Here is a 22766-nt window from a genome sequence, read left to right on the forward strand (position 1 = left end):
GCTGTGGAGAAACCGTCACCCCACCCCGTCTCACGTTTCGCTACGCTCAATGTGAGCCGACCCTCCCCCTCCAGGGGAGGGTAAATTGGCTGCACCACGTGTGCTGAACCGTAAACAGCTTGGCTTCCGCGCGCCCGCGTCAGTAGAACTTGTGAAAATGATGGATCGGGCCGTGGCCGTGTCCGACGCTGAAGCGGTCGGCGGCGGCGATCGCCGCGCTTATCCAGGTCTTGGCGCTGCGCACGGCGCTTGCCAGATCCTCGCCCCGGGCGAGCCCTGCGGCGACCGCCGAGGAGAGCGAGCAGCCAGTGCCATGGGTGTTGCGGGTCGCCACGCGCGGCGCTGCCAGCGCGAGCGTTCCCTCGCCACTGACGAGATAGTCGATGCTCTCGGCGCCCTCGCCGTGCCCGCCCTTGATCAGAACCGCTCGGCAGCCGAGCGCCAGCAGGCGTCGCCCCTGGCTTTCGATCCCCGCTTCGCTTGCCGCGACCGGCTCGTCGAGCAGCGCCGCGGCCTCCGGCAGATTGGGCGTGATCACCGACGCCAGCGGTACCAGTTTTGTGCGCAGCGCATTGACGGCCTCCGCGGCGAGCAGGCGATCCCCCGACGTCGCCACCATCACGGGATCGAGCACGACGTGCCCCGGCGACCAGCGCAACAATGCGGCCGCGATCGCCTCGATGCTGGCGACCTGGGCCACCATGCCGATCTTCACCGCGCCGATGTCGAGATCGGAGAACACCGCATCGATCTGCTCGGTGACGAATGCCGCCGGCACGGCGTGGATGCCGGTGACGCCGCGCGTGTTCTGCGCGGTCAAGGCCGTGATGACGGACGCGCCGTAGACGCCGAGCGCCGCAAACGTCTTCAGGTCGGCCTGGATGCCGGCGCCGCCGCTGGAATCGGAGCCGGCGATGGTGAGTGCGACCGGGGTCGTCATCGCCGGGCACCTTTGCTGGATACGGACACCGCCATGGCCTGTCCTAGCGCGACCGCAGAATAGCGGCAAGGCCTCGGGCCGGCCGCCGGCTGCCAGCAAGCCCGCTTGCTAAATCGTGCCGGGTTTGGCCTATTAGCCGGAAGAATACGCTTTCGGAGTGCCCGCGATGGTTCCTTTCTTCGTCCAGATCAAATGCAAGCTCGGCCAGTCCTACACGGTGGCCAATGCGCTTGCCGAAGCCGAGATCGCCTCCGAGATCTACTCCACGGCCGGCCAATACGACCTGCTCGTGAAGTTCTACGTCGACAAGGACACCGACATCGGCCATTTCGTCAACGAGAAGGTGCAGGTGCTGCCGGGCATCCAGGACACCCTCACCATCATCACGTTCAAGGCGTTTGGCGCCAGCTAGCCCCCGGCTTCCTTGCGCTTCGGTCGCGGCGGACCGTCCACCGGCGGCAGCGATTTGAGATACTCCGCCATCGCCGCAATATCCTCGTCGGGCAGTTGCGAGGTGTTCTTGATCACGCGCGTCATCGCGCCGCCGACGCTGTCGCCGTCGGGCAATTCGCCGTTCTTGAGGAAGTAGGCGATATCCTTCACGCTCCACTCGCCGAGGCGCTTCTGGGTGATGTTGGGCACCCAGCCCTCGCCTTCGGGATTGGGCCCGCCGGCGAAACGCTGGCTCGAGATGATGCCGCCCAACGCGTTGCGCGGGCTGTGGCATTCGGCGCAATGGCCGAAGCTGTTGACGAGATAGGCGCCGCGATTGAATTGCGGCGACTTGCTGCTGTCGGCGGTGAGTGGCTTGTCATCCAGAAACAGGAACTTCCAGATGCCGACATTGCGCCTGACGTCGAAGGGAAACTGCATGTCGTGGTCGCGCACCTTGCCGGTCACGGGCGGCAGCGTCTTCAAGTAGGCGAAGAGATCGAGCACGTCCTCACGCCTGGCGTGCTGATAGGACGTGTAGGGGAAGGCGGGAAAATAATGCTGCCCGCCCGGCGAGACGCCGTGCATCACCGCGTTGACGAAGTCGGCGTCCGTCCATTTGCCGATGCCGTCGTTCGGATCCGGAGAGATGTTCGGCGCATAGAACGTTCCGAACGGCGACTTGATCGCGACGCCGCCACCGAGCCTGCCACGATCGGGCTGGCCGGGCGTGGCATGGCAGGACGCGCAGCCCCCGGCGTTGAACATCACCTCGCCATTGGCAAGGTTGGCCGCATGGGCCGGCGCGTTGCCCGCGGCCGCACCCTTCGGCGCGCTGAGCCACCAATAGGTGCCTGCGGCAACGAGCGCCGCGAGCAGCCCGATGAGAATTGTTCGTTGCAACATGCAGATCCATTCAATCGTCGCGGCGAACTTATGACCGATGTCGTCGCGGCTCCAGCCACGAAGAATTTAGCCCGCCTCGGCCGGACACGGGAATAAACTGAAATGCCGGCTGTTGGAAGTTTGCCAGCCCGAACGGGTTCAGCAGGGAGAATGTCATGAACAAGACCGTCATTGCCGCCCTGGCGCTCGGTGCCGTGACCTTCGCAGGCCCGGCCAGCGCCGAAAAGCTCAAAGCAACCCTCGACGGCAAGTCCGAGGTGCCGCCAACCACCGGCAGCGGCACCGGAACCGCCGAACTGAACTATGATGCCGCCAGCAAGAAGCTGTCCTGGACCGTCACTTATTCCGGACTCTCCGGTCCCGCCACCGCCGCGCATTTCCACGGGCCCGCCGAAGCCGGCAAGAACGCCGGCGTCGCGGTCGCGATCCCGAACGCCGCCGCAAGCCCGGTCAAGGGCGAAGCGACGCTGACGGATGCGCAGGCCGCCGATCTGCTCGGCGGCAAGTATTACATCAACATCCACACCGCGGCCAATCCGGGCGGCGAGATCCGCGGTCAGGTGACGAAGTAAGCCGCAACACTGCTTCGGCGCGAAGGCCGGGCGCAGGAGGGGGCGTCCGGTCTTTTCGATTCCGAGGGCAGCTCAGCTCCGTAGCCCGGATGGAGCGCAGCGCAATCCGGGACAGACTTCGAGCGGTGAACATCCCGGATTACGCTTGCGCTCCATCCGGGCTACGCGCTTTTCGACCGCGCTCAAGCCGCGTTCAGCGCCTGCGCGAGGTCGGCGATCAGGTCCGACGGGTTCTCGATGCCGATCGACAGCCGGATCGTGGAATCCAGCACGCCGATCTTGTGGCGGATGTCGGCGGGAACGCCGGAATGGGTCATGGTCGCGGGCAGGCTCGCAAGCGATTCGGTGCCGCCGAGGCTCACCGCCAGCTTGAGGATCTGCAGCGCGTTGAGAAACTTCACCGCCGCGTCCTTGCCGCCGACGATGTCGAACGAGAAGGTCGACCCCGCCCCGAGGCACTGCCGCGCGAACACGCGGCCCGCCGGCGACGCCTCTTCGTGATGACCGAGATAGTGGACCTTGGCCACCTTGGGATGATCGCGCAGATAATCCGCCACGAGGCGCGCGTTGCTGTTGGCCTTCTCCATGCGCAGGCTCAGCGTCTCCAGCGAGCGGTTGATCATCCAGCAAGAATGCGGATCGAGCTGGGTGCCGATGGCGCCGCGCAGCGCCTTGATGCCCTTCATGATCGCCTTCGAGCCGAGCGCGGCGCCCGCGATCAGATCGGAGTGACCGCCGACATATTTGGTCAGCGAATACAGCGACAGGTCCGCGCCGTGCTCGATCGGGCGCTGAAACACCGGACCCAGCAGCGTGTTGTCGCAGGCGATCACCGGCGTGTGCCCCTGCGCCTTTCCGATGGACTCGGCAACACGCCGGATCATGGCGACATCGACCAGGCCGTTGGTCGGGTTGGCCGGGGTTTCGATCAGGATCATCGAAACGCGCCCCTTGGCCATGGCCTCTTCCGCGGCCTGCCTGACGGCTGCTTCGTCGATCCCGTCGGCGAAGCCGACGGCACCGATCGACAGACGCGCCAGCGTGTTGGTCAGCAGCGTTTCGGTCCCGCCGTAAAGCGGCTGCGAGTGCAGAATGACGTCGCCGGGGCGGACGAAGGCCAGGATCGTGGTGGCGATCGCCGCCATGCCGGACGAGAACAGCGCGCAGCTCTCGGTGCGTTCGTAGATCGCGAGCCTGTCCTCGACGATCTCGCTGTTGGGATGATTGAAGCGCGAATAGACCAGGCCCGCGCCCATGCCTGCGGGCGGCTCGCGCCGGCCGGCGACGTAATCGAAGAAGTCCTGCCCGTCATCGGCCGTCTTGAACACGAAGGTGGAGGTCAGGAACACCGGCGGCTTGATGGCGCCTTCCGACAATTGCGGGTCATAGCCATAGGTCAGCATCAGCGTTTCGGGATGCAGCATGTGGTTGCCGATGTGCGTCTTCGACGGAAACGGTTTTGCCATGGCCTGTCTCGCTGTTGATTGAGATCCTCGCCGCGCGCTGGAGCTCCCGATGTCATGAGGCAATCGGGAAAGAGACGCGACTCATCGCATCAACGCCGCGGCCGCTGCTGCGAACATAACCGTTCGGACGGCGATCCGTCAGACCTTGTGAACGGAAAAACCTTGTAAACGGAAAAAGGGCGGCTGCTTTCACAACCGCCCTTTCTGAATTCCGAGTAGCCCGGATGGAGCGCAAGCGCAATCCGGGACGGAGGAACGACTCGGACAGCCCCCGGATTGCGCTTCGCTCCATCCGGGCTACGAATCTTTTCCTTGGCCTCAGCTGTTCTTGATGCGGTAGGTTTCGTGGCAGCCGCCGCATTCCTTGCCGATCGCGGGCATGCTCGCCTTGAGCGAATCCAGGTCCTTGATCTTGGCCTTGGCCTCGCTGACGACCTTGGCGAAGCTCGCGACCTTCGCGTCGAAGCCGGCCTTGTCCTCCCAGACCTTCGGCGAGGTCGAGTAGTCGCCGTCGAGCTTCACGCCTTTGGCGCTGGCCGGAAACAGGTTCGGCAGCTTCTTGGCGGTATCCTCGAACTGCGCCAGCGCGCTGTCCACGGTAGCCTGGTCGTAGGGCTTCTCGCCCTTCACCATCGCCGACATCGCGCCGGCGTTCTTGCCGTTGCCCTTCATGAGGGCCTGAACTTCCTTGGCGGAATCCTGCTGCGCCCAGACGGCGCCCATCCCGAGCAGCAGCGCGCCCCCGACGATCAATACTCGCTTCATTCGCAAAATCCCTTTCCCTGATGCAGGATCGTGCCGACCCCTGAATGGCCAACACCGATTGGCAGATTTCATTCCATCCGGAGCGGGACGATAAATCGTCGCACTCCGGGTCATTTGGCTGAGCCGCAACACGCGTTCCGCGTTTGCCTGGACTTACAGGCTGTGGCGGCGATGGTGCTCGCTGATGGCAACCCACACCCGCTCCGGCGTCGCCGGCATGTCGATGTGGTCGATCTTGTACTCACGCCAGAGCGCATCGACGATGGCATTGACGATCGCCGGGCAGGAGCCGATCGCGCCGGCCTCGCCCGCCCCCTTCACGCCCATCGGATTGGTCTTGCACGGGACGTTGTGGGTCTCGAACACGAAGGCCGGGCCATCCGCCGCGCGCGGCAGCGCGTAGTCCATATAGGTCGCGGTGATGAGTTGGCCGTCGGTGGCGCCATAGACCACCTGCTCCATCAGCGCCTGGCCGATACCCTGCATGGCGCCGCCATGGACCTGACCGGCCAGCAGCAGCGGATTGAGCGTCTTGCCGAAATCGTCGACGATCACGTAGTTGACGATCTTGATGATGCCGGTGGCCGGATCGATCTCGACTTCCGCAACATGGGTGCCGTTGGGATAGGTGCCGTCGGCGCTGGCGAAGGTCGCGCTGCCGTTCAGCTTCGACGGATCGACGCCGGGCCTCTTGGCAAGGTCGGCAAACGAGATCGAACGGTCGGTGCCGGCGATCCGCACCACGCCCTCGGAGATCTCGAGGTCGCCGGCGCCGGCCTCCAGCGCCTGCGCCGCGATCTCCTTCAGCTTCTGGCCGAGCTCGCGCGTGGCACGCTCGACGCTGACGCCGCCGGAGGGAATCGAGGCCGAGCCGCCGGTGCCGAGACCGGTCTTGATCTCGTCGGTGTCACCCTGATGGATGTGGACACGCTCGGGCGCGACGCCGAACTGCTCGGCGACGATCTGGGCGTAGGCGGTCTGGTGGCCCTGCCCGCTCGATTGCGTGCCGATCAGGACAGTGACATCGCTATTGGGATCAAGCCGCACATTGGCGGTCTCCTCGCCCATGGTGCCGCAGACCTCGACATAGCTCGCCAGCCCGATGCCGCGGATCAGGCCCTGCTTCTTGGCAAGCTTCGCGCGCTTGGGAAAGTCCTTCCACTCGGCAATCTCCATCGCACGCTTCAGATGCGCGGCGAAATCGCCGGAATCGTAGACCTTGCCCGTGGCCGTCTTGTAGGGCAGCGCCTTCGGCGGGATGAAGTTCTTGCGGCGGACAGCATCCGGCGTCATGTCGAGCTTGCGCGCGCAGGCGTCGACGAGGCGCTCGATGACGTAGGCGGCCTCGGGCCGGCCCGCACCACGATAGGCATCCACCGGCACGCTGTGGGTGAAGACGGTGCGCACCCGGCAATGGAAGGCCTGGATGTCGTAGAGGCCCGGCAGCATGCCGGCGCCGCCATGCGGGATGTAGGGCCCGAAGGTCGACAGATAGGCACCCATGTCGCCCATCAGGTCGCAATCCATCGCGAGAAACTTGCCGTCCTCGGCCAGCGCCATCTTCGCGGTGGTGACGTTGTCGCGGCCCTGGGCGTCGCCCATGAAATGCTCGGAGCGGTCGGCCGCCCATTTCACCGTCTTCTTCAGTTTCTTCGCCGCGACCGCCATCAGGGCGTATTCGCGGTACGGGAACAGCTTGGTGCCGAAGCCGCCGCCGACATCAGGACAGATCACCCGCATCTTGTCGGTGGGGATGTTGAGCACGTTCTGGCACAGGATGTCGCGTAGACGATGGCTGCCCTGGCTGCCGACCGTCAGCGTCAGATGGTCGCGCTTGGAATCGTATTCGCAGACCGCCGCGCGCGTCTCCATGAAGCTCGCGACCACGCGCGGATTGACGATCGATATCTCGGCAACCGCATGCGCCTTGGCGAAGGCCGCTTCGGTCGCAGCCTTGTCGCCGATCGAGACGTCGAACAGCACGTTGCCCGGCTTGTCCGGCCAGACCTGCGGCGCGCCCTTCTTCACGGCATTGACGACGCCGGTCACCGCAGGCAGCGGGCTCCATTTGACCTCGATCGCCTCGATCGCGTCGCGGGCCTGATCGATGGTCTCGGCAACCACGAAAGCGACGGCATCGCCGACATGGCGCACCTCGTCCTTGGCCAGAATCGGATAAGGCGGTCCGGTGAACGGATCGGTCTCGAGATTGAACAGGCAGGGCAGATTGCCGAGATCCGCAACGTCGTCGGCGGTCAGGATCAGCGCGACGCCGGGCAGGCCGCGGGCGCGGCTCACATCGAGGGTGTACTTGGCATGCGCATGCGGCGAGCGCAGCACCAGGCAGCGCAGCGCGGCCTGCGGCGCATAATCGTCGGTATAGCGGCCCTTGCCGCGGATGAGCGCGTCATCCTCCTTGCGCAGCACGCTTTGGCCAACGCCGAACTTGATGGGAGCCGCCATTTTCTGATCCCGTCCTATGGTTGTTTTGCGGGCATATTGCCGTGGAAAAACTGGCAAGGCAAATGGCATTAGGCCGGCGCCGGACTCACCCGGTGCTGGCCTGTAAGTCGGGGCAATCGCATCCAATTGACGTGTGGCCGTCCTTCGAGACGCCCCGCCGCCGAGCGCGGCCCGACGACCGGCTCAGCGGTCGTCTCGAAGGAGAGGCGTCACATCCCACCACGGCCCCACAGAGTCCTCGCGTTGTCTCTCACCCTGTCGATGACGCGCTCAGGTGCGATGCAGTCGATCTCGCCGCGCGTCAGGCCGATGTCCATCAGCTCCCTGTCGCTGAGGTCATGCAAGCTGACCGGTACACGGGACCGCCGCGCCTGAAATGCAAGCCAGTATCGCTTGAGCAGGCTCAAGACCATCGAGAGATCGAGGCCGCGCCTTACGGCATCGATCTCAATTTCGGGTGAGATGTTCGTCAGTTGGGGTGGCATCGCACGCTCCTGCTGTTGAGCCGGCAGGGAGCGGGGCCAAAGAAAAGGCCCCGTCCGATGCCGGCGGGGCCTGGTGGAAAAGATGTCGTCGAAATCCTAGCGCACGACTCCTTCCACGGCCCAGCCGAAGCGGGTCATGTGGTTGCGGTTGAGGGTGCGCGACGATTTGATCATGCAGCGCGAATACCACGGGAACATCGCAAAATCAAGAGATGTGCGGATGTTCACTGCAGCCTGGAGGCGAATGCCCTGCTGGCTTAACCACGCACCAGGGAAACTAGCCAGCTACGGCCGAACAGGATGAGGATCGCGAGCGCGTAGACGATGCTGCCGCCGACTGCGAGCAGGACGAGCATCAACTCATTGTGGAAATGCATCGAGGCGAGAGATGCAGCACCGAAGCGCGCGATCAGCCAGAACGCGGCGGCGAGGACGATCCCGGTCAGCAGGAATTTGCCCAGCGACGTCAGCCAGCCACGGTCCAGCACGAGAAAACCGCGCCGCACGGCGAAGAACAGGACCAGCAAGAGATTGGTCCAGACCCCGACGGCCGTTGCGAGCGCGAGGCCGATCTGCGCGAGCGATCCCATCAATGCGACCTTCAGCGCGACGTTGACGGCGATGCCGGTCAGCGAGGCCCGCACCGGCGTCGCGGTGTCCTTGCGCGCGTAGAAGGTCGCGACTGCGCTGCGGATCAGAACGAACGGGATCAGGCCGATGGCGTAGGCCGCGAGCGTCGCGCCGGCCACGGCCGCGTCGGCCTGCGAAAACGCGCCGCGGGCGAACAGCGCCCGCATGATCTCGTCGGGCACGGTGAGGAAGGCCGCCACGAACGGAATCGAGAACAGCAACGTGAAATCGAAGGCGCGGCGCTGCGCCTTCATCGCGCCGTCCTGGTCATTCGCGGTGATCCGCCGCGACATTTCCGGCAGCAGCACCGTGCCGATGGCGATGCCGATGACGCCGATCGGCAATTGATTGAGGCGGTCGGCGTAATACAGCGCCGAGAGCGCGCCGGCGGGCAGGAAGGTGGCGATGATGGTGTCGGCAAACAGCGCGAGCTGTGTGCCCATCGAGCCCAGCGTCGCCGGGCCCAGTGCCTTGAAGAAGTCGCGGACATCTTCGTCGAGCTTGAGCGGCGCAAAGCGCGGCAGGCCGCCGTGGCGCGCGAGATCGCCGGCGAGCAGGAAATATTGCAGGAAGCCGGAGATCAGCACGCCCCAGGCCGCGGCGTGGCCCGCGGTCGGAAACCAGGCGGCGAGCGCCAGCGTCATCATCATCGCGACGTTGAGGAAGATCGAGGCCGCCGCGGCGCTGGCAAAGCGCTGCATCACGTTGAGCATGCCGCCATAGAGCGTCACCAGCGTGATCAGCAGCAGATAGGGAAAGGTGATCCGGGTCAGCTCGATCGCGAGCTTGCGCTGCTCGGCGTCGTCGCTGAAGCCGGGCGCGAGAATGCTCATGGCCTGCGGCATGAACAGCCAGGCGACGATCAGCAGCAGAACCTGTGAGGCCAGGAGCAGCGTGAAGATGCGGTCGGCGAACAGATGAGCTGCCGCCTCCCCCTTCTCGCCATGGACATGGGCGTAGGCCGGCACCCAAGCGGCGTTGAAGGCGCCCTCGGCGAAGATCGCGCGGAAATGATTGGGCAGCCGCAGCGCCACGAAAAAGGCGTCGGCGACGGGACCAGCGCCGAGGATCGCCGCAAGCATGATGTCGCGGGCAAATCCCGTCAGCCGCGAGAGCAGCGTGTAGCCACCAACCGTGAAGATGCGTCCGAGCATGCGGATGTTTTAGAGCATGGAGCGATTAGGTCTAGGTGCAAGCGGCGGTGGAGGTCTGCTCCCTCCCCCGCTCGCGGGGGAGGGTTGGGGAGAGGGTGTCTCGACGACGAAGACTCCCCCAGAGGAGAGAACCCTCACCCGGCGCTTCGCGCCACCCTCTCCCGCAAGCGGGAGAGGGGAAGAAGGGCGAGAATCACCCCGCCAGCGCGCCGCGGACGGCGGCAATGATTCGTTCCTGGTCGGCTTCGGTCAGATAGGCATGCATCGGCAGGCTGATGACGTCCTGCGACAGGCTCTCGCAAGCCGGCAGGCCGCCATCGGCGACCGGGTATTGCTTGTAGGCGGTCTGCTGATGCATCGACTTGCCGTAATAGATCGCGGTCGGCACGCCCTGGGCCTTCAGCGCGGCGGCAAAGCCGTCGCGGTCGGTACCTTCAGGCAGGCGGATCGTGTACTGCGCCCAGACCGAGGTATTGCCGGGTGCCAGGCGCGGCACCGTGACGACGTTGCTCAGGCCACGCGCGTAGCGCTCGGCGACCCTGTTTCGGGCGGCGATCTCGTCGTCGAAGATCTTCAGCTTCTCGATCAGGACCGCGGCCTGCATGGTGTCGAGCCGGCCGGTCAGGCCGAGCCGGACGTTGTCGTATTTGTCGACGCCCTGCCCGTGCACGCGGATGCTGCGCAGCGTCGCCGCGAGCTCGTCGTCATCGGTGAAGATCGCGCCGCCGTCGCCGAAGCAGCCGAGCGGCTTTGCCGGGAAGAAGCTGGTCGCGGTGGCGAGCCCGAAGGTGCCGAGCTTGCGGCCCTTGTAGCTGGCGCCGAACCCTTGCGCGGCGTCGTCGAGCACGAACAGGCCTTCGGCCCTGGCGATCTCGGCGATGGCGTCGTGATCGGCGGGCTGGCCGAACAGGTCGACCGGAATCACCGCAACCGGCTTGAGGCCGGCCTTGCGCGCGGTCGCGATGCCGCGCTTGAGCGAGTCCGGGCTCATGTTGAAGGTCGTCTCGTCCACGTCGACATAGACCGGCGTCGCGCCGGTCCGCGCCACCGGCGAGGCGGTCGCGATGAAGGTGAAGGACGGACACAGCACGGCATCGCCGGGCCCGACATTCTTCGCCATCATCACCATCAGGATCGCGTCGGTGCCGCTGGCGCAGCCGATGACATGCTTGGCGCCGGAATAGGCGGCGAGCTGCTTCTCGAGCTCAAACACCTCGGGGCCGTTGACGAACTGGCAATGATCGAGCACGCGCTTGACGGCGGCATCGAGCGAGGCGCCGAGCCGGCGGCGCTGCGAGGCGACGTCGATGAAGGGAATCGGTTCGGAGCGCAGATGCTGGTTCATGGCCTGGTTCTTGGCGCCTTGCTGGTCTTGAGCGGTCGACATGGACAGGGATCAGCCGGCGATACGGCGCGGCCCCTTGAGGGCGGGCGATTTGGCCGCGGGCCGTGACGGCGTCTCCAGACACTGGGTGGCGATCTCGAGGCTGGCGACGCCTTCGTCGCCGGTGACCGCCGGCGTCTCGCCGTTGCGCACCGCCTTGAGGAACGCGATCAGCTCGGCACGCAGCGGCTCGTCATGGCCGACCGGCAGGTGCCGCATCGAATAGCTGCCATCGGGCTTGAAGCCGAAGCACTCGGTGACCTGGCGCGTCAAGAGATCGCCCATCACGTACTTGCCGCGGGTCGCGACCGTGACGCTGCGCGCCTTGAACGGCGTCAGCCAGTTGGTGTTGATGTGGGCGAGCACGCCGTTGGCCGTGCGGAACTGCAACAGCGCGATGTCCTCGCGCTCGGCGACCGCGCTCGACAGCTGCGGCTGCACCTCGACGATGTCGGATTCGGTGAACCAGCGGATCAGATCGATGTCGTGCACGGCGAGGTCGATGACGACGCCGACATTGGACATGCGCGGCGGGAACGGGCCGACGCGGGTGATCGCGATGGAGAGAATGTCCTCGCCCGCGATCGCCTGCTTGACGGCGGCAACCGCCGGATTGAAGCGCTCGACATGGCCGACCATCAGCGTCACGCCGGCCTTGTGCGCGGCGGCGACGATCTCGCGGCCCTCCTCGACCGTGGACGCGATCGGCTTCTCGACCAGGACATGGATGTTCTTGGCGATGCAGGCGAGCGCGACCTCGTGATGCAGATGCGTCGGCGCGGCGATGGTGACCGCGTCGACGCCGGCGGCGATGAGCTGGTCGAGTGTCTCGAAGCTCGGGCAGTTGGCCAGTTCCGTGGCGCGGGCGCGATGCGTGTGCGAAGGATCGACGACGCCGACGAGGCTGATGCCGGGCAGGCCGCTGAGCACGCGCGCATGGTTGCTGCCCATCACGCCGGCGCCAATGACGCCGACGCGCAAGCCGGCCTTTGCCGGTGCAGATCCCTTGGAACTCATCTGAGCAAACCCCGATTCAACGCAAATCCCCGGCGCGCTTCTAGCACAGACGCCACATTTGTGGCGAATGCCGCCCTCGCGGCCCGGACACGATTTGATTCAAAAAGTTACACGTTCCCCGGGCCTTAAGCGGAAAAATAGCGCTTGTCGGCCCGGGTCTGGTGATTCGGAGCTTGGTGGTTACGACCTTTGATAATCGTCTTCAATCCGGATGATGTCGTCTTCCCCGAGATAGCTTCCAGTCTGGACCTCGATCAGTTCCAGCTGGATCTTGCCCGGATTCTCCATGCGGTGGACGGCGCCCATCGGGATGTAGATCGATTCGTTCTCGTGCACCGTCTTGACGGTCTCGTTGACCGTCACCTGGGCGGTGCCGCGGACCACGATCCAATGCTCGGCACGATGATGGTGCTTCTGCAGCGAAAGCCGCCCGCCCGGCTTCACCACGATGCGCTTGACCTGGTGGCGCTCGCCATTGTCGACGGACTGGTAGCTGCCCCAGGGCCGATGCACCTTGAGGTGCTCCTCGGTGACCTTGGGCGCGACCGCCTTCAGCTTGGTGACGAGACGCTTCAAGCCGTTGGCATCCTTCTGGCGCGAGACCAGCACCGCATCCGCGGTTGCGACCACGACGAGATCGTCGACGCCTTCGAGCGCGACCAGCGCCTGGTCGGTGGTGACGTTGCAATTGCGGGAATCTTCGAACACCGCGGCACCGTGCGCGGCATTGCCCTGCGCGTCCTTCTCGGACAATTCCCACACCGCGTGCCATGAGCCGACATCGGACCAGCCGCACGAGACCGGAACGACCGCCGCGCGCGAGGTCTTCTCCATCACGGCATAGTCGATCGAGATCGCCTTCGCCGCGCCGAATGCCTCCGGCTCCAGCGTGACGAAGCCGAGATCGCGGCCGGCATTGTTGACGGCATTGGTGACCGCCTCGACGCTTGCCGGATCGACCTTGCGGTATTCGTCGAGCAGCACGCTGGCCGGAAACATGAAGTTGCCGCTGTTCCAGAGATAGCCCGAATTGACGTAGTCGGAGGCCTTCACCGCGTCCGGCTTCTCGACGAAGCGCGCCACCGCATGCACCTCGCCGGAGATCACCTCGCCCGGGTTGATGTAGCCGTATTCGGTCGCCGGCCGCTCCGGCTTGACGCCGAAGGTGACGATGCGCCCGGTGCTCGCGGCGGCAAGGCCTTCGCGGCAGGCGGCGACGAAAGCGGCATTGTCCTGCACGACGTGATCGGCGGCGAGCGCGAGCACGATCGCCTCACTGGCGCGGTTTTGAGCGAACACCGCGCCGGCTGCGATCGCAGGGCCGGAATCGCGCCGCATCGGCTCGAGGATCACGTCGGCCTCGATGCCGATCTCGGCGAGCTGCTCCAGCACCATGAAGCGATAGGACGCGTTGGTGATGACGATCGGCCGGTCGAACAGGGAGGGATCGGACACGCGCAGCAGCGTGTCCTGGAAGGTCGAGCGCGTGCCGAACAGCGGCAGGAACTGCTTGGGCCGCACCTCGCGCGAAGCGGGCCACAGCCGCGTGCCGGCACCGCCGCACATGATCAGGGGGATTATGCGTTTGTCCATCGTCATCTCAAACCTTGAAATAGTCCCGATACCAGGTGACAAAATTGTGGACCCCATGCTCGATCGGCGTTGACGGTGCAAAGCCGGTGTCGCGCATCAGATCCTCGACATCCGCGAACGTTTCCAGCACATCTCCCGGCTGCATCGGCAGCAATTCTTTGATCGCCGTCCGGCCCAGCTCCCGCTCCAGAAGACCGACGACGTGCATCAGTTCCTCCGGGTGGTGATTGCCGACATTGTAGAGCTTAAACGGCGCATTTGCGGCAGCCGGATCGTCCCCAGGCACGAGATCGATCAGCTTCGAGACGACGCGCGTCACATCGTCGATGTAGGTGAAGTCGCGACGCATCCTGCCATGGTTGAAGAGCCGGATCGGCTTGCCCGCCATGATGGCGCTTGCGAACAGAAACATGGCCATGTCGGGCCGTCCCCATGGCCCGTAGATGGTGAAGAAGCGCAGGCCCGTGACCGGCAGGCGATAGAGATGGCTGTAGGACTGCGCCATCACCTCGTTCGCCTTCTTGGTCGCGGCGTAGAAGCTCACCGGATGATCGGTGCGGTCCGCAACCGCAAATGGCATTTTTGTGTTGGCGCCATAAACGGAGGATGACGACGCGTAGACGAGATGACGACAGCCGTTGTTGCGGCAGCCCTCGAGCACGTTGAGGAATCCGACGAGATTGGACTCTGCGTAGGCGTGCGGCTGCTCGATCGAGTAGCGCACGCCGGCCTGCGCCGCCAGATGCACGACTTTGGCAAAACGATGTTGCGAGAACAGCGCGGCCATCGTCTCGCGGTCGGCGAGATCGGCCTCGACGAAGGAGAAACGGGGTTCCTCCTTGAGCAGCGCAAGTCGCGCCTTCTTCAGCGCCGGGTCGTAATAGCTGTTGAGATTATCGAGCCCGACGACGGACCGGCCTTCGCCCAGGAGCTGGCGGGCGACGTGAAAGCCGATGAAGCCGGCCGTGCCGGTAACCAAAATCGCCTGATCTGTCATCCTGTTCCCTGGGGATCCAAGCCGGCCCTGTTTAGCCGCCGGCTCGATCGGCTCGCAATAGGCCCGCAGCGCTTCATGAGGACTCCTCTCAGCGTCCTTAACGGGGCTGTTGAACGAGGGCGATCGAACAAGGGCTATTGCAAGATTGGCGCCAAAACCATACCAAAGCGGCCGAATTCGGCGCCTTGCGTCGGGTTGCCTCAAATCTTCGCAAACCCAGTTCATGCGGGCGAAATGCGCCGAATCCTGCTTTCCGCGGCCAAAATCATGATTTCCGCGGCGCTGCTCTATCTGGCGCTGCGCAAGGTCGACCTATCCGAGCTGTTTTCGCGCTTCACCGTGACCAGCCTGCTCTGGATCGGCGTGGCGATCGCGATCACGTTTCTGCAGATCCTCGTCGGCGTGCTGCGCTGGCGCGAGATCAGTGCTGTCTGCGGCGCGCCGCTCGAGCTCAGCCGTGCCATGCGCTACAACGTGATCGGCTCGTTCTTCAACCAGACCCTGCCCTCGGCGATCGGCGGCGACGCGGTCCGGCTGTGGCTGGTCGCGCGCGCCGGCGCCGGCTGGCGCGCAGCCACCTATTCGATCTTCGTCGACCGCGCCATCGGCCTGATCGCGCTCGCGGTTCTCATCGTCGCGAGCCTGCCCTGGAGCTACACCCTCATCACCGATCCGCACGGGCGCTCGGCGCTGCTGCTCATCGACCTTCTGGCGCTCACCGGCGGCCTCGGCTTCCTGATCTTCGGCGCCCTGAAATGGCGCTGGCTCAAGACCTGGTGGGCCACGCATCATCTTCACGCCTGCGCGGTGATTGCCAACCGCGTGATCTTCAATCGCCGCAGCGGACCGGTGATCGCGATCCTGTCGATCCTCGTTCACGTGCTCGCCGTCGTCATTGCCTGGTGCGTAGTGCAATCGATCGCGGCCCCGGTCCGGTTCAGCGACGTCTTTCTGCTTGTACCGCCCGTGATGCTGATCACGATGATGCCGATCTCGATCGCCGGCTGGGGCGTGCGTGAGGCCACGATGGGCCTGGCGTTCGGCTTCGCCGGACTGGCCGCCAACGAGGGCGTCAACATCTCGCTGCTGTACGGCGCCGTGTTCTTCATCGTCGGCGCGGTCGGCGGCCTGGTCTGGATCCTCAGCGCTGAAAAGGCCGCGCAAGGGTCGGCTCCGATCGGAGTGCCGGAGTGAGCTCGACCACCGATGCGCTCGCCGGCGCGCCCGTGCTGCTTGCCGTTGCGATCGCCGCGCTGATCTCGGCGCTCGTCACCTGGACCAGCCGCCCCCTGCTCCAGCGCTACGCACTGGCGCGACCGAACGCGCGGTCCTCGCATCGCATCCCGACCCCGCAGGGCGCGGGCATCGCGGTGATCGCCGCGACCCTGATCGTCGCCGCGCTCTGGGGCGCCTCGGCCAATGTCGCGATTCCGCCGGCGCTGGTCGCGGCGACGGTCGTGATCGCATTGGTCGGCTTCGCCGACGACATCGTGTCACTGCCCGTGCTCGTGCGGCTGGTGCTGCAGGCAGCCTGCGTCGGCGCGGTGGTGTTCACCGCGCCCGAGGCCGCGCGCATCGTGCCGGCGCTGCCGCTTCCGCTGGAGCGCGCCCTCATCGTCCTTGCCGGAGTCTGGTTCGTGAACCTCGTCAACTTCATGGACGGTCTCGACCTGATGACGGTAGCGGAAGTCGTGCCGGTCACCGCGGCGCTGCTGCTGCTCGGATGGCTCGGGGATCTCTCGTGGCCGGCTGTGCTGATTGCCACCGCGCTGTGCGGCGCCATGCTCGGCTTTGCGCCGTTCAACCGTCCGGTCGCAAAGGTCTTCCTGGGCGATGTCGGCAGCCTGCCGATCGGCCTGTTGCTCGGCTGGTGCCTGCTGGAGCTCGCCTGGCACGGCCAACCCGCCGCAGCGCTGCTGCTGCCGGCCTATTACCTTGCGGATTCCACCATCACGCTGTTTCGGCGCATCATCCGGCGCGAGCCATTCTGGTCGGCGCACCGCACCCACTTCTATCAACGCGCAACCGACAATGGGTTTACGGTCCCGCAGGTGATCGGCGAGGTGTTCGCGCTCAATCTCGTGCTGGCGATGCTTGCCATCGTCACCGTTCGCGCCGGCTCGACAACGATCATTGTTGCGTCCTTGGTCGCAGGCGCGGTCGCCGTCGGTTTCGTGCTGCGGCGCTTTTCCCGCCGTCAGGCGTCCTGATCCGACAGCGCCAGCCGCACCCCCTCCTCGAGGGAGACCTGCGGCTGCCATCCGGTGGCGATCGCCTTGGAGATGTCGAGCTCGAGCGAGCCGATCAGCCCGTCCCGCATCTCCTGACGGCCCATCACGCGCAGGACCGTGCCGAGCAGGTTCGGCGGGACGCCGAACAGCCGGGCAGTTTTGCCGGAGGCTCGCGCCATGCAGGCGATGAATTCAGGCGTCGAGACCCGCTCCCGGTCGGCCAGCAGGAAGATCTCGAAATTGCTCGCCGCGTCAGGATGGCGCAGCCGATGCAGGATGAATGACGACAGGTTCTGCACCGCAAGAAAGTTGCGGCGATTGCGGATCGCCGCAAAGGGCAGCGGCAGCCCCAGCCTGATTGCGCGCGCCAGCAGCGGGAAGTTGCCCTTGGCGTGCGCGCCGTAGATCAGCGGCGGCCTGATCACCGAGATTTTCATGTCGACGTCGCGGGCCAGCGTCCTCAAGCCCGCCTCCGCCGCGGCCTTGGATGTGCCGTAGAGGCCACGCGGCGTCGGCGAATCGTTCTCGCTGAACGGCGCGCGGCCGTCATTGCTGCGGCCATGCACCAGAACGGTGCTGATGAAGATGAAATGACGCACGCCGGCCGCTGCTGCGCAGCGTGCCAGGCGCAGCGTGCCCTCGACATTGACCTTGCGGTAGAGCTCGGCCGCGTGCTCGTCGTTCTTGTAATGCACGCGTGCGGCGAGATGAATGACGGCGTCGACGCCCTCGAGCGCCGCCTGCCAATCGGTGTCGGGACCGATCGAGTCGATCACGACCTCACCGTCAGCCCCTTCCGGGCTGCGCACCGCGCGGCGGACCGACCAGCCCTCGCGCGTCAATGCGCTCACGACGTGACGGCCGACGAAGCCGCTCGCTCCCGTCACCAGCGCGACCGGCTTCGTCTCGCTCATCGTCTCTCCGACAGGATAGCGCGCAACACCCCATCGACCGGCATGGTCAGGCCGCCGTCGACCCGAATTCCGGCACCGCATCCTTCAGGATGGTCCTGATGGTGGCGCGGTCCTCGCGCGCGACGGCCTGCTCCAGCGCGCTGATCCATTTGCGCAGCGTCTGCATCGGCGGCTGGTTCGGCTGTGCGGCCATGATGCCGGCAATCCCGATCTCGCGGGTCGGTTCCTCGGAGGCGAACAGGATCTCATACAGGCGTTCGCCCGGCCGCATGCCGGTGTACACGATCTCGATGTCGTAGCCGGGCTGCAGTCCGGAGAGGCGGATCATGCGCTCGGCGAGATCGACGATCTTCACCGGCTGGCCCATGTTGAGCACGTAGACCGAGACATCAGCACGCTGCGCGCCGAGCGCGTGCGTGGCCGCGGTGATGACGAGATCGCAGGCCTCGCGGATGGTCATGAAGTAGCGGACCATGTCGGGATGCGTCACCGTGACAGGACCGCCGGCCTCGATCTGGGCCTTGAACTTCGGCACCACCGAGCCGTTCGACGCCAGCACGTTGCCGAACCGGACCGAGATCAACCGCATCGGCGACCTGGCGCCGCTAGCTGCAGCGAGATCGCGATCGAGAGCCTGGCAGTACATCTCGGCGAAGCGCTTGGTGAGGCCGAGCATCGACACCGGCTCGATCGCCTTGTCGGTCGAGATCATCACCATGGCTTCGGCGCCGGCGTTGTGCGCGGCGTCGGCGACATTGATCGAGCCAAAGATATTGGTCTTGACGCCCTCGCTCCAGTCGCGCTCGAGGATCGGCACGTGCTTGAGCGCGGCGGCATGGAACACGATATCCGGCCTGAACTCGGCCATCAGGCGCATGATGCGCTCGCGATCGCGAATGTCGGCGATCCGCCCTTCGATCTCGGCTGCCACACCCCGCGCGGCGAGCCGTTCCGTGATCGCGTAGAGCGCCGGCTCGGAATTTTCGACGATCAGGAGCCGCGCGGCGCCGAAGGCGACGACGCGCTCGCAGATTTCGGAACCGATCGAGCCGCCGCCGCCGGTGACGATCACCGCCTTGCCGTTGATCAAGGCTTCCAGGCGGGCATAGTCGATCGCCTCGCTCGGCCGCAGCAGGAGATCTTCGACCGCGACGGGGGTGAGCCGCGGCGTATCGCCGCTCTCGAGCGAGGGCATGCGGCTGACGATCATACCCAACTTGCGCGCCCGCATCAGGACCGATTCCGGATGCGCCTCCGGCTCGAACGCCGACGGCGTCATCACGAGGCGGGCAATCGGCTTGTTGCGTTTGGCGAAGTCCGCAATGATGTCCTCGACATCGTCGATGCCGCCCAGCACCGGCAGGTTGCGGATGATTTGGCCCCGGTCCGAAAACGACGGCGACAAGACGCCGACCGGCCAGATCCGCTTGATCGCCCCGCTCTCGATGCCGCGCAGCAGCACCTCTGCGTCCGCGGCGCGGCCGATCAGCAGCGTCGGCGCGGCATCACCGCCTCTCGCATGGCGCCGCACCCGCGTATAACGGAAATAGCGATAGGTCATGCGCAACGCGCTGAGGAAGGCGATCTCCAGGAACCAGTAGAGGACGATCGTCGCCTTGCCGAGGAAGAAGGCGCCGCGAACGTTGGGGGCAACGAAGATGTAGTCGAGCACGAGCAGGGCAACCGTCAGCACGGTCGCCGCGCGAATGATGTTCAGCGCGTCGGGCAGCGAGATGAAGCGCCATTTCGTCGTGGTCAGGTTCAAGACGAAGAACACGACGACGCTGAAGGCTAGAAAATAGGGAAGGATCTGGAACAGCAGCGGCAAACGCTCGTAGAAGCCGTCTCCGCCCTCGAATCGCACGTAAAAGGCGGCAAAAAGCGCCGCCGTCGTCGCCAGCACATCGTGCAGCGCGATCAGGAAATTGCGCGAGGTGAGATGCGATAAACGCGTCATCCGCCGACCGATGAAAATCCAGTTAGATGCAACCTGTCCGCGCTGATAGCCCATCTGAACCAGACTTGCCAGCCGCGCGGCCGCTCAGGAACCGGCTTCCCCCATCTTCGCCTGGCCCCGTTGTGCCCGGATCACCATGCCGCCGGCGACGCCGACGCCGATGACGTACATCCAGCCCTCATGGAAGTCGAACAGATGGGAGTTGAACAGCGAGGTAAAGACGTTCTGCACCACCACCAGCAGCCCGATCCAGTTGGCAAGCCCGTCGCCGCGAAACAACAGCAGATGCAGGATCCAGATCGCATAGAGAATGAGGATGCCGATCGCGCCCCATTGCACGGCAACGTTGAGGGTCTGGTTGTGGGGATTGCCGATCACCTCGGCCGAGGCCCGGTTCTGACCGGCGGGCGCCGCGGCGCGTTCGAACAATCCGCGCGTCGAGCCGGTGCCGTGCCCCATGATCGGCGCCTCCGCCAAGAAGCTCAACGACTTCCGCCAGAATTCGAGCCGCAGGCCCATGGAGGTCGCCTCGCCCCTTTCCACATAGCCCGCGTAGTCGTCGGTAAACCTCTCGGCGGTATGGCGCAATTGCGGAGAGGCGTGCCAGGCCAGAACGGCGCCGGCGAGCAGAGCGGCGGAGATGATCGCGATGCTGCGCCATTTGAGGTGCAGCAGCGCGAACACGCCGAACATGATCGGGATGGTGACGAGCGCGGTACGCGACACCACCACGAAGGTCATGTTGACGAAGAAGCTCAGCGCCAGCGCCGTCAGCAGTCCGGCGAGCCAGTAGCGCTTCTCGCGCAGCAACGTCACGATCGGATAGGCCAGCGCGACCGCGCAAAGCGCGAATTCCTGGCTCTGGTCGATGTAGTTCTTGACGAAGATGCCGCGCTCGGCCGGACCGGACTTGAGCGCGAGGTTGGGATAGAACGCGACCAGCCAGGACATCAACGACAACAAGGCGCAGGACACCAGAAAGGCGATGAAGATCCAGTGGCCGCGGGGCGAGCGCTCGAAATGATAGAGCAGCAACGGCAGCACGAGCAGCTTCACGGTCGGATTGACCGCATAGAATCGCGCCCCCCAGGTCGCGTCCGACCAGAGTGTCCCCACCAGCGCCAGCAGCACCAGCGCGATCGGGGCCGCACAGATCGGACGCTTCAAGAACTCCAGCAACGCGCGGACGTCGAGGAACGGGACCATGCAGACCAGCATCAGCGCGTTGAAGATTCCCGCAAGCGAGGTTGACCAGGGCAGCGAGGCCGCGGTCAGGACTGCGAATATATCGACCGTCTCGCGCCAGGCGGCCGGGCTGCGCAGACGGCGAAGCAACCTTTCGCCGGTCGTCTCGCGTGCGAGCACCGTCACTTGCCCCCTCCCCGCGCGCGATGCACCAGTGCCGTCGTGCTGAAGCCCTGGAGGATATCGACCAGCACGACCGCCCCGCCCGCTTGCTCGACGACCTCGTGGCCCACCACCTGCTCGCGGGTGTAGTCGCCGCCCTTCACCAGCACGCCGGGCTTGATCCGCCTGATCAGGTCGATCGGCGTGTCTTCCTCGAAGATGACGATGAGATCGACGGCCTCCAGCGCGGCGAGCACCTCGGCTCGCGCGCGCTCGTCCTGGACCGGCCGCTCCGCGCCCTTGAGCCGCCGCACCGAGGCGTCGCTGTTGAGGCCCACGATCAGGCGGTCGCAGGCGGCGCGCGCCGCGGTCAGCACCTTGACGTGGCCCGGATGCAGGATATCGAAACAGCCGTTGGTGAAGCCGACGCGCTGGCCCTGTCTCTTCCACTCGGCGAGCTGGGCGTCGAGCGTATCAGGATCGAGCACGATCTTTTCCTCGGCCGCGAGACTGGCATGCGGCAGGATCTTGCGGCGCAGCTCGGCCGCGCTCACGCTGGCGGTGCCCTGCTTGCCGACCGCGACGGCGGCCGCGGCGTTGGCCATGCGCAATGCCGTGTCCCAGTCCGCGCCGGCCGCAAGCGTCACCGCGAGGGCGGCGGCGACGGTGTCACCGGCACCGGAGACGTCGCGCACTTTCACCGGGAAAGCCGGAACGTGAACGGCCTCGCCGCCGCGTGGCACCAGCGTCATGCCGTGCTCGCCCTGGGTAACCAGGATCGCCTCGCAATCTGCGAGCCGCATCACGTCCTCGCTGGCATCGACGATGCTCTGCGGCGTGTCGGCGCGGCTGCGCGTCGCTTCGGAAAATTCCTTGCGGTTGGGCGTGAGCAGCGTGGCGCCGCGATAGATCGCCCAGTTCAGGCTCTTGGGATCGACGATCACGGGCTTGCCGAGCTTTCGCGCCGTGTCGATAGTGTGGCGGATGACGCGCGCCGTCAGCACGCCCTTGGCGTAGTCCGAAAGCAGCACGAGGTCGGCGCGCGCGATTCCCGGCAGGATAGCCTCGATCAGCTTGGTCTCGACCTCATCGGATACGGGCGCCGCCTGCTCCCAATCCGCGCGCAGCATGTGCGTGGAAAAATGTTCGGAGACGAAGCGGACCTTTCGCGTGGTCGGGCGCGCGGGATCGCACACCAGCACGCTTTCGATCGCAGCGAGCTCGTCCAGCGCCGTCTTGAGCCGTGCACCGGCATCGTCCTCGCCGACGAGGCCGACGAAGATGCAGCGCGCGCCGAGCGAGGCGACGTTGCGCGCGACGTTGCCGGCGCCGCCGATGTGGATCTCGCTGCGCTGCGCCGTGATGACAGGCGTCGGCGCTTCCGGCGAAATCCGCGACACCTCGCCATAGACGAACTCGTCCAGCATGATGTCGCCGATGCACAGCACCGTGCGGCTTGAGATGGCTTGCGCGAGAGCGTCGAAATCGAGAATGGGCGTCGGCATGGTCAGGG

The 22766-nt window shown here is 65.6% G+C and carries 19 protein-coding genes; 4 read left to right on the forward strand and 15 right to left on the reverse strand.

What is annotated here, in order from left to right; genetic code table 11:
- Positions 1-139: 139 nt before the first annotated feature.
- A complete protein-coding gene (gene thiD / locus DCM79_RS17645; protein ID WP_257175569.1) occupies positions 140-940 on the reverse strand; it encodes a bifunctional hydroxymethylpyrimidine kinase/phosphomethylpyrimidine kinase in 801 nt (266 codons plus the stop codon).
- A gap of 166 nt (positions 941-1106) precedes the next feature.
- Between thiD and DCM79_RS17650 the strand changes: the two genes are divergently transcribed.
- Positions 1107-1352 (forward strand): Lrp/AsnC family transcriptional regulator, encoded by a 246-nt coding sequence (locus tag DCM79_RS17650; protein WP_018317369.1) that lies wholly within the window; start codon positions 1107-1109, stop codon positions 1350-1352.
- Here DCM79_RS17650 and DCM79_RS17655 read toward each other — a convergent pair.
- The gene (locus DCM79_RS17655; protein WP_257175570.1) at positions 1349-2278 is read right to left on the reverse strand and encodes a cytochrome c; all 930 of its coding nucleotides are present in this window, start codon (positions 2276-2278) and stop codon (positions 1349-1351) included. The two genes, DCM79_RS17650 and DCM79_RS17655, sit on opposite strands and share 4 nt — an antisense overlap.
- A gap of 155 nt (positions 2279-2433) precedes the next feature.
- On the opposite strand from DCM79_RS17655, the gene DCM79_RS17660 reads away from it, so the two are divergent.
- Positions 2434-2850, forward strand: a complete 417-nt coding sequence (locus DCM79_RS17660; RefSeq protein WP_257175571.1) for a CHRD domain-containing protein — start codon at positions 2434-2436, stop codon at positions 2848-2850.
- Positions 2851-3032: 182 nt separating this feature from the next.
- On the opposite strand, the gene DCM79_RS17665 is transcribed toward DCM79_RS17660, so the two are convergent.
- The 9 genes from DCM79_RS17665 to DCM79_RS17705 all read right to left on the reverse strand — a co-directional run bounded on the left by DCM79_RS17665 (position 3033) and on the right by DCM79_RS17705 (position 14804).
- Positions 3033-4316 (reverse strand): cystathionine gamma-synthase family protein, encoded by a 1284-nt coding sequence (locus tag DCM79_RS17665; protein ID WP_257175572.1) that lies wholly within the window; start codon positions 4314-4316, stop codon positions 3033-3035.
- A gap of 318 nt (positions 4317-4634) precedes the next feature.
- The gene (locus DCM79_RS17670; RefSeq protein ID WP_257175573.1) at positions 4635-5081 is read right to left on the reverse strand and encodes a cytochrome c; all 447 of its coding nucleotides are present in this window, start codon (positions 5079-5081) and stop codon (positions 4635-4637) included.
- A gap of 153 nt (positions 5082-5234) precedes the next feature.
- Positions 5235-7544, reverse strand: a complete 2310-nt coding sequence (locus DCM79_RS17675; RefSeq protein ID WP_257175574.1) for a xanthine dehydrogenase family protein molybdopterin-binding subunit — start codon at positions 7542-7544, stop codon at positions 5235-5237.
- Positions 7545-7753: 209 nt separating this feature from the next.
- Positions 7754-8029 carry a DUF1127 domain-containing protein gene (locus DCM79_RS17680; RefSeq protein WP_257175575.1) on the reverse strand — a complete coding sequence of 92 codons (276 nt, stop codon included), beginning with the start codon at positions 8027-8029 and terminating at the stop codon, positions 7754-7756.
- Between the two features lie 257 nt (positions 8030-8286).
- Positions 8287-9813 carry a murein biosynthesis integral membrane protein MurJ gene (gene murJ / locus DCM79_RS17685; protein WP_257175576.1) on the reverse strand — a complete coding sequence of 509 codons (1527 nt, stop codon included), beginning with the start codon at positions 9811-9813 and terminating at the stop codon, positions 8287-8289.
- Between the two features lie 193 nt (positions 9814-10006).
- Positions 10007-11158, reverse strand: a complete 1152-nt coding sequence (locus DCM79_RS17690; RefSeq protein WP_257180782.1) for a DegT/DnrJ/EryC1/StrS aminotransferase family protein — start codon at positions 11156-11158, stop codon at positions 10007-10009.
- A 51-nt stretch (positions 11159-11209) separates the two neighbouring features.
- Positions 11210-12214, reverse strand: coding sequence for a Gfo/Idh/MocA family protein (locus tag DCM79_RS17695; protein WP_257175577.1), 1005 nt, complete (start codon positions 12212-12214; stop codon positions 11210-11212).
- A 180-nt stretch (positions 12215-12394) separates the two neighbouring features.
- On the reverse strand, positions 12395-13807 hold the full coding sequence (locus DCM79_RS17700) for a mannose-1-phosphate guanylyltransferase/mannose-6-phosphate isomerase (protein ID WP_257175578.1): 1413 nt from the start codon (positions 13805-13807) through the stop codon (positions 12395-12397).
- A gap of 7 nt (positions 13808-13814) precedes the next feature.
- Positions 13815-14804, reverse strand: coding sequence for an NAD-dependent epimerase (locus tag DCM79_RS17705; protein WP_257175579.1), 990 nt, complete (start codon positions 14802-14804; stop codon positions 13815-13817).
- Positions 14805-15038: 234 nt separating this feature from the next.
- Between DCM79_RS17705 and DCM79_RS17710 the strand changes: the two genes are divergently transcribed.
- Both DCM79_RS17710 and DCM79_RS17715 read left to right on the forward strand, forming a co-directional pair.
- On the forward strand, positions 15039-15998 hold the full coding sequence (locus DCM79_RS17710; protein WP_257175580.1) for a lysylphosphatidylglycerol synthase transmembrane domain-containing protein: 960 nt from the start codon (positions 15039-15041) through the stop codon (positions 15996-15998).
- Complete coding sequence (locus DCM79_RS17715) at positions 15995-17014, forward strand: glycosyltransferase family 4 protein (protein ID WP_257175581.1); 1020 nt, start codon at positions 15995-15997, stop codon at positions 17012-17014. Before DCM79_RS17710 ends, DCM79_RS17715 begins: the two co-directional genes overlap by 4 nt.
- On the opposite strand, the gene DCM79_RS17720 is transcribed toward DCM79_RS17715, so the two are convergent.
- The 4 genes from DCM79_RS17720 to rfaE1 form a co-directional block, all read right to left on the reverse strand.
- Positions 17002-17949, reverse strand: a complete 948-nt coding sequence (locus DCM79_RS17720; protein WP_257175582.1) for an NAD-dependent epimerase/dehydratase family protein — start codon at positions 17947-17949, stop codon at positions 17002-17004. The genes DCM79_RS17715 and DCM79_RS17720 overlap by 13 nt on opposite strands.
- 46 nt (positions 17950-17995) lie before the next feature.
- Complete coding sequence (locus DCM79_RS17725) at positions 17996-19906, reverse strand: nucleoside-diphosphate sugar epimerase/dehydratase (protein WP_257175583.1); 1911 nt, start codon at positions 19904-19906, stop codon at positions 17996-17998.
- Positions 19907-19990: 84 nt separating this feature from the next.
- Positions 19991-21277, reverse strand: a complete 1287-nt coding sequence (locus DCM79_RS17730) for an O-antigen ligase (protein ID WP_257175584.1) — start codon at positions 21275-21277, stop codon at positions 19991-19993.
- A complete protein-coding gene (gene rfaE1, locus DCM79_RS17735; RefSeq protein WP_257175585.1) occupies positions 21274-22758 on the reverse strand; it encodes a D-glycero-beta-D-manno-heptose-7-phosphate kinase in 1485 nt (494 codons plus the stop codon). Before rfaE1 ends, DCM79_RS17730 begins: the two co-directional genes overlap by 4 nt.
- Positions 22759-22766: the final 8 nt, after the last annotated feature.

The sequence above is a fragment of the Bradyrhizobium sp. WBOS07 genome, assembly GCF_024585165.1.
In the GTDB taxonomy this organism is placed as follows: domain Bacteria; phylum Pseudomonadota; class Alphaproteobacteria; order Rhizobiales; family Xanthobacteraceae; genus Bradyrhizobium; species Bradyrhizobium japonicum_B.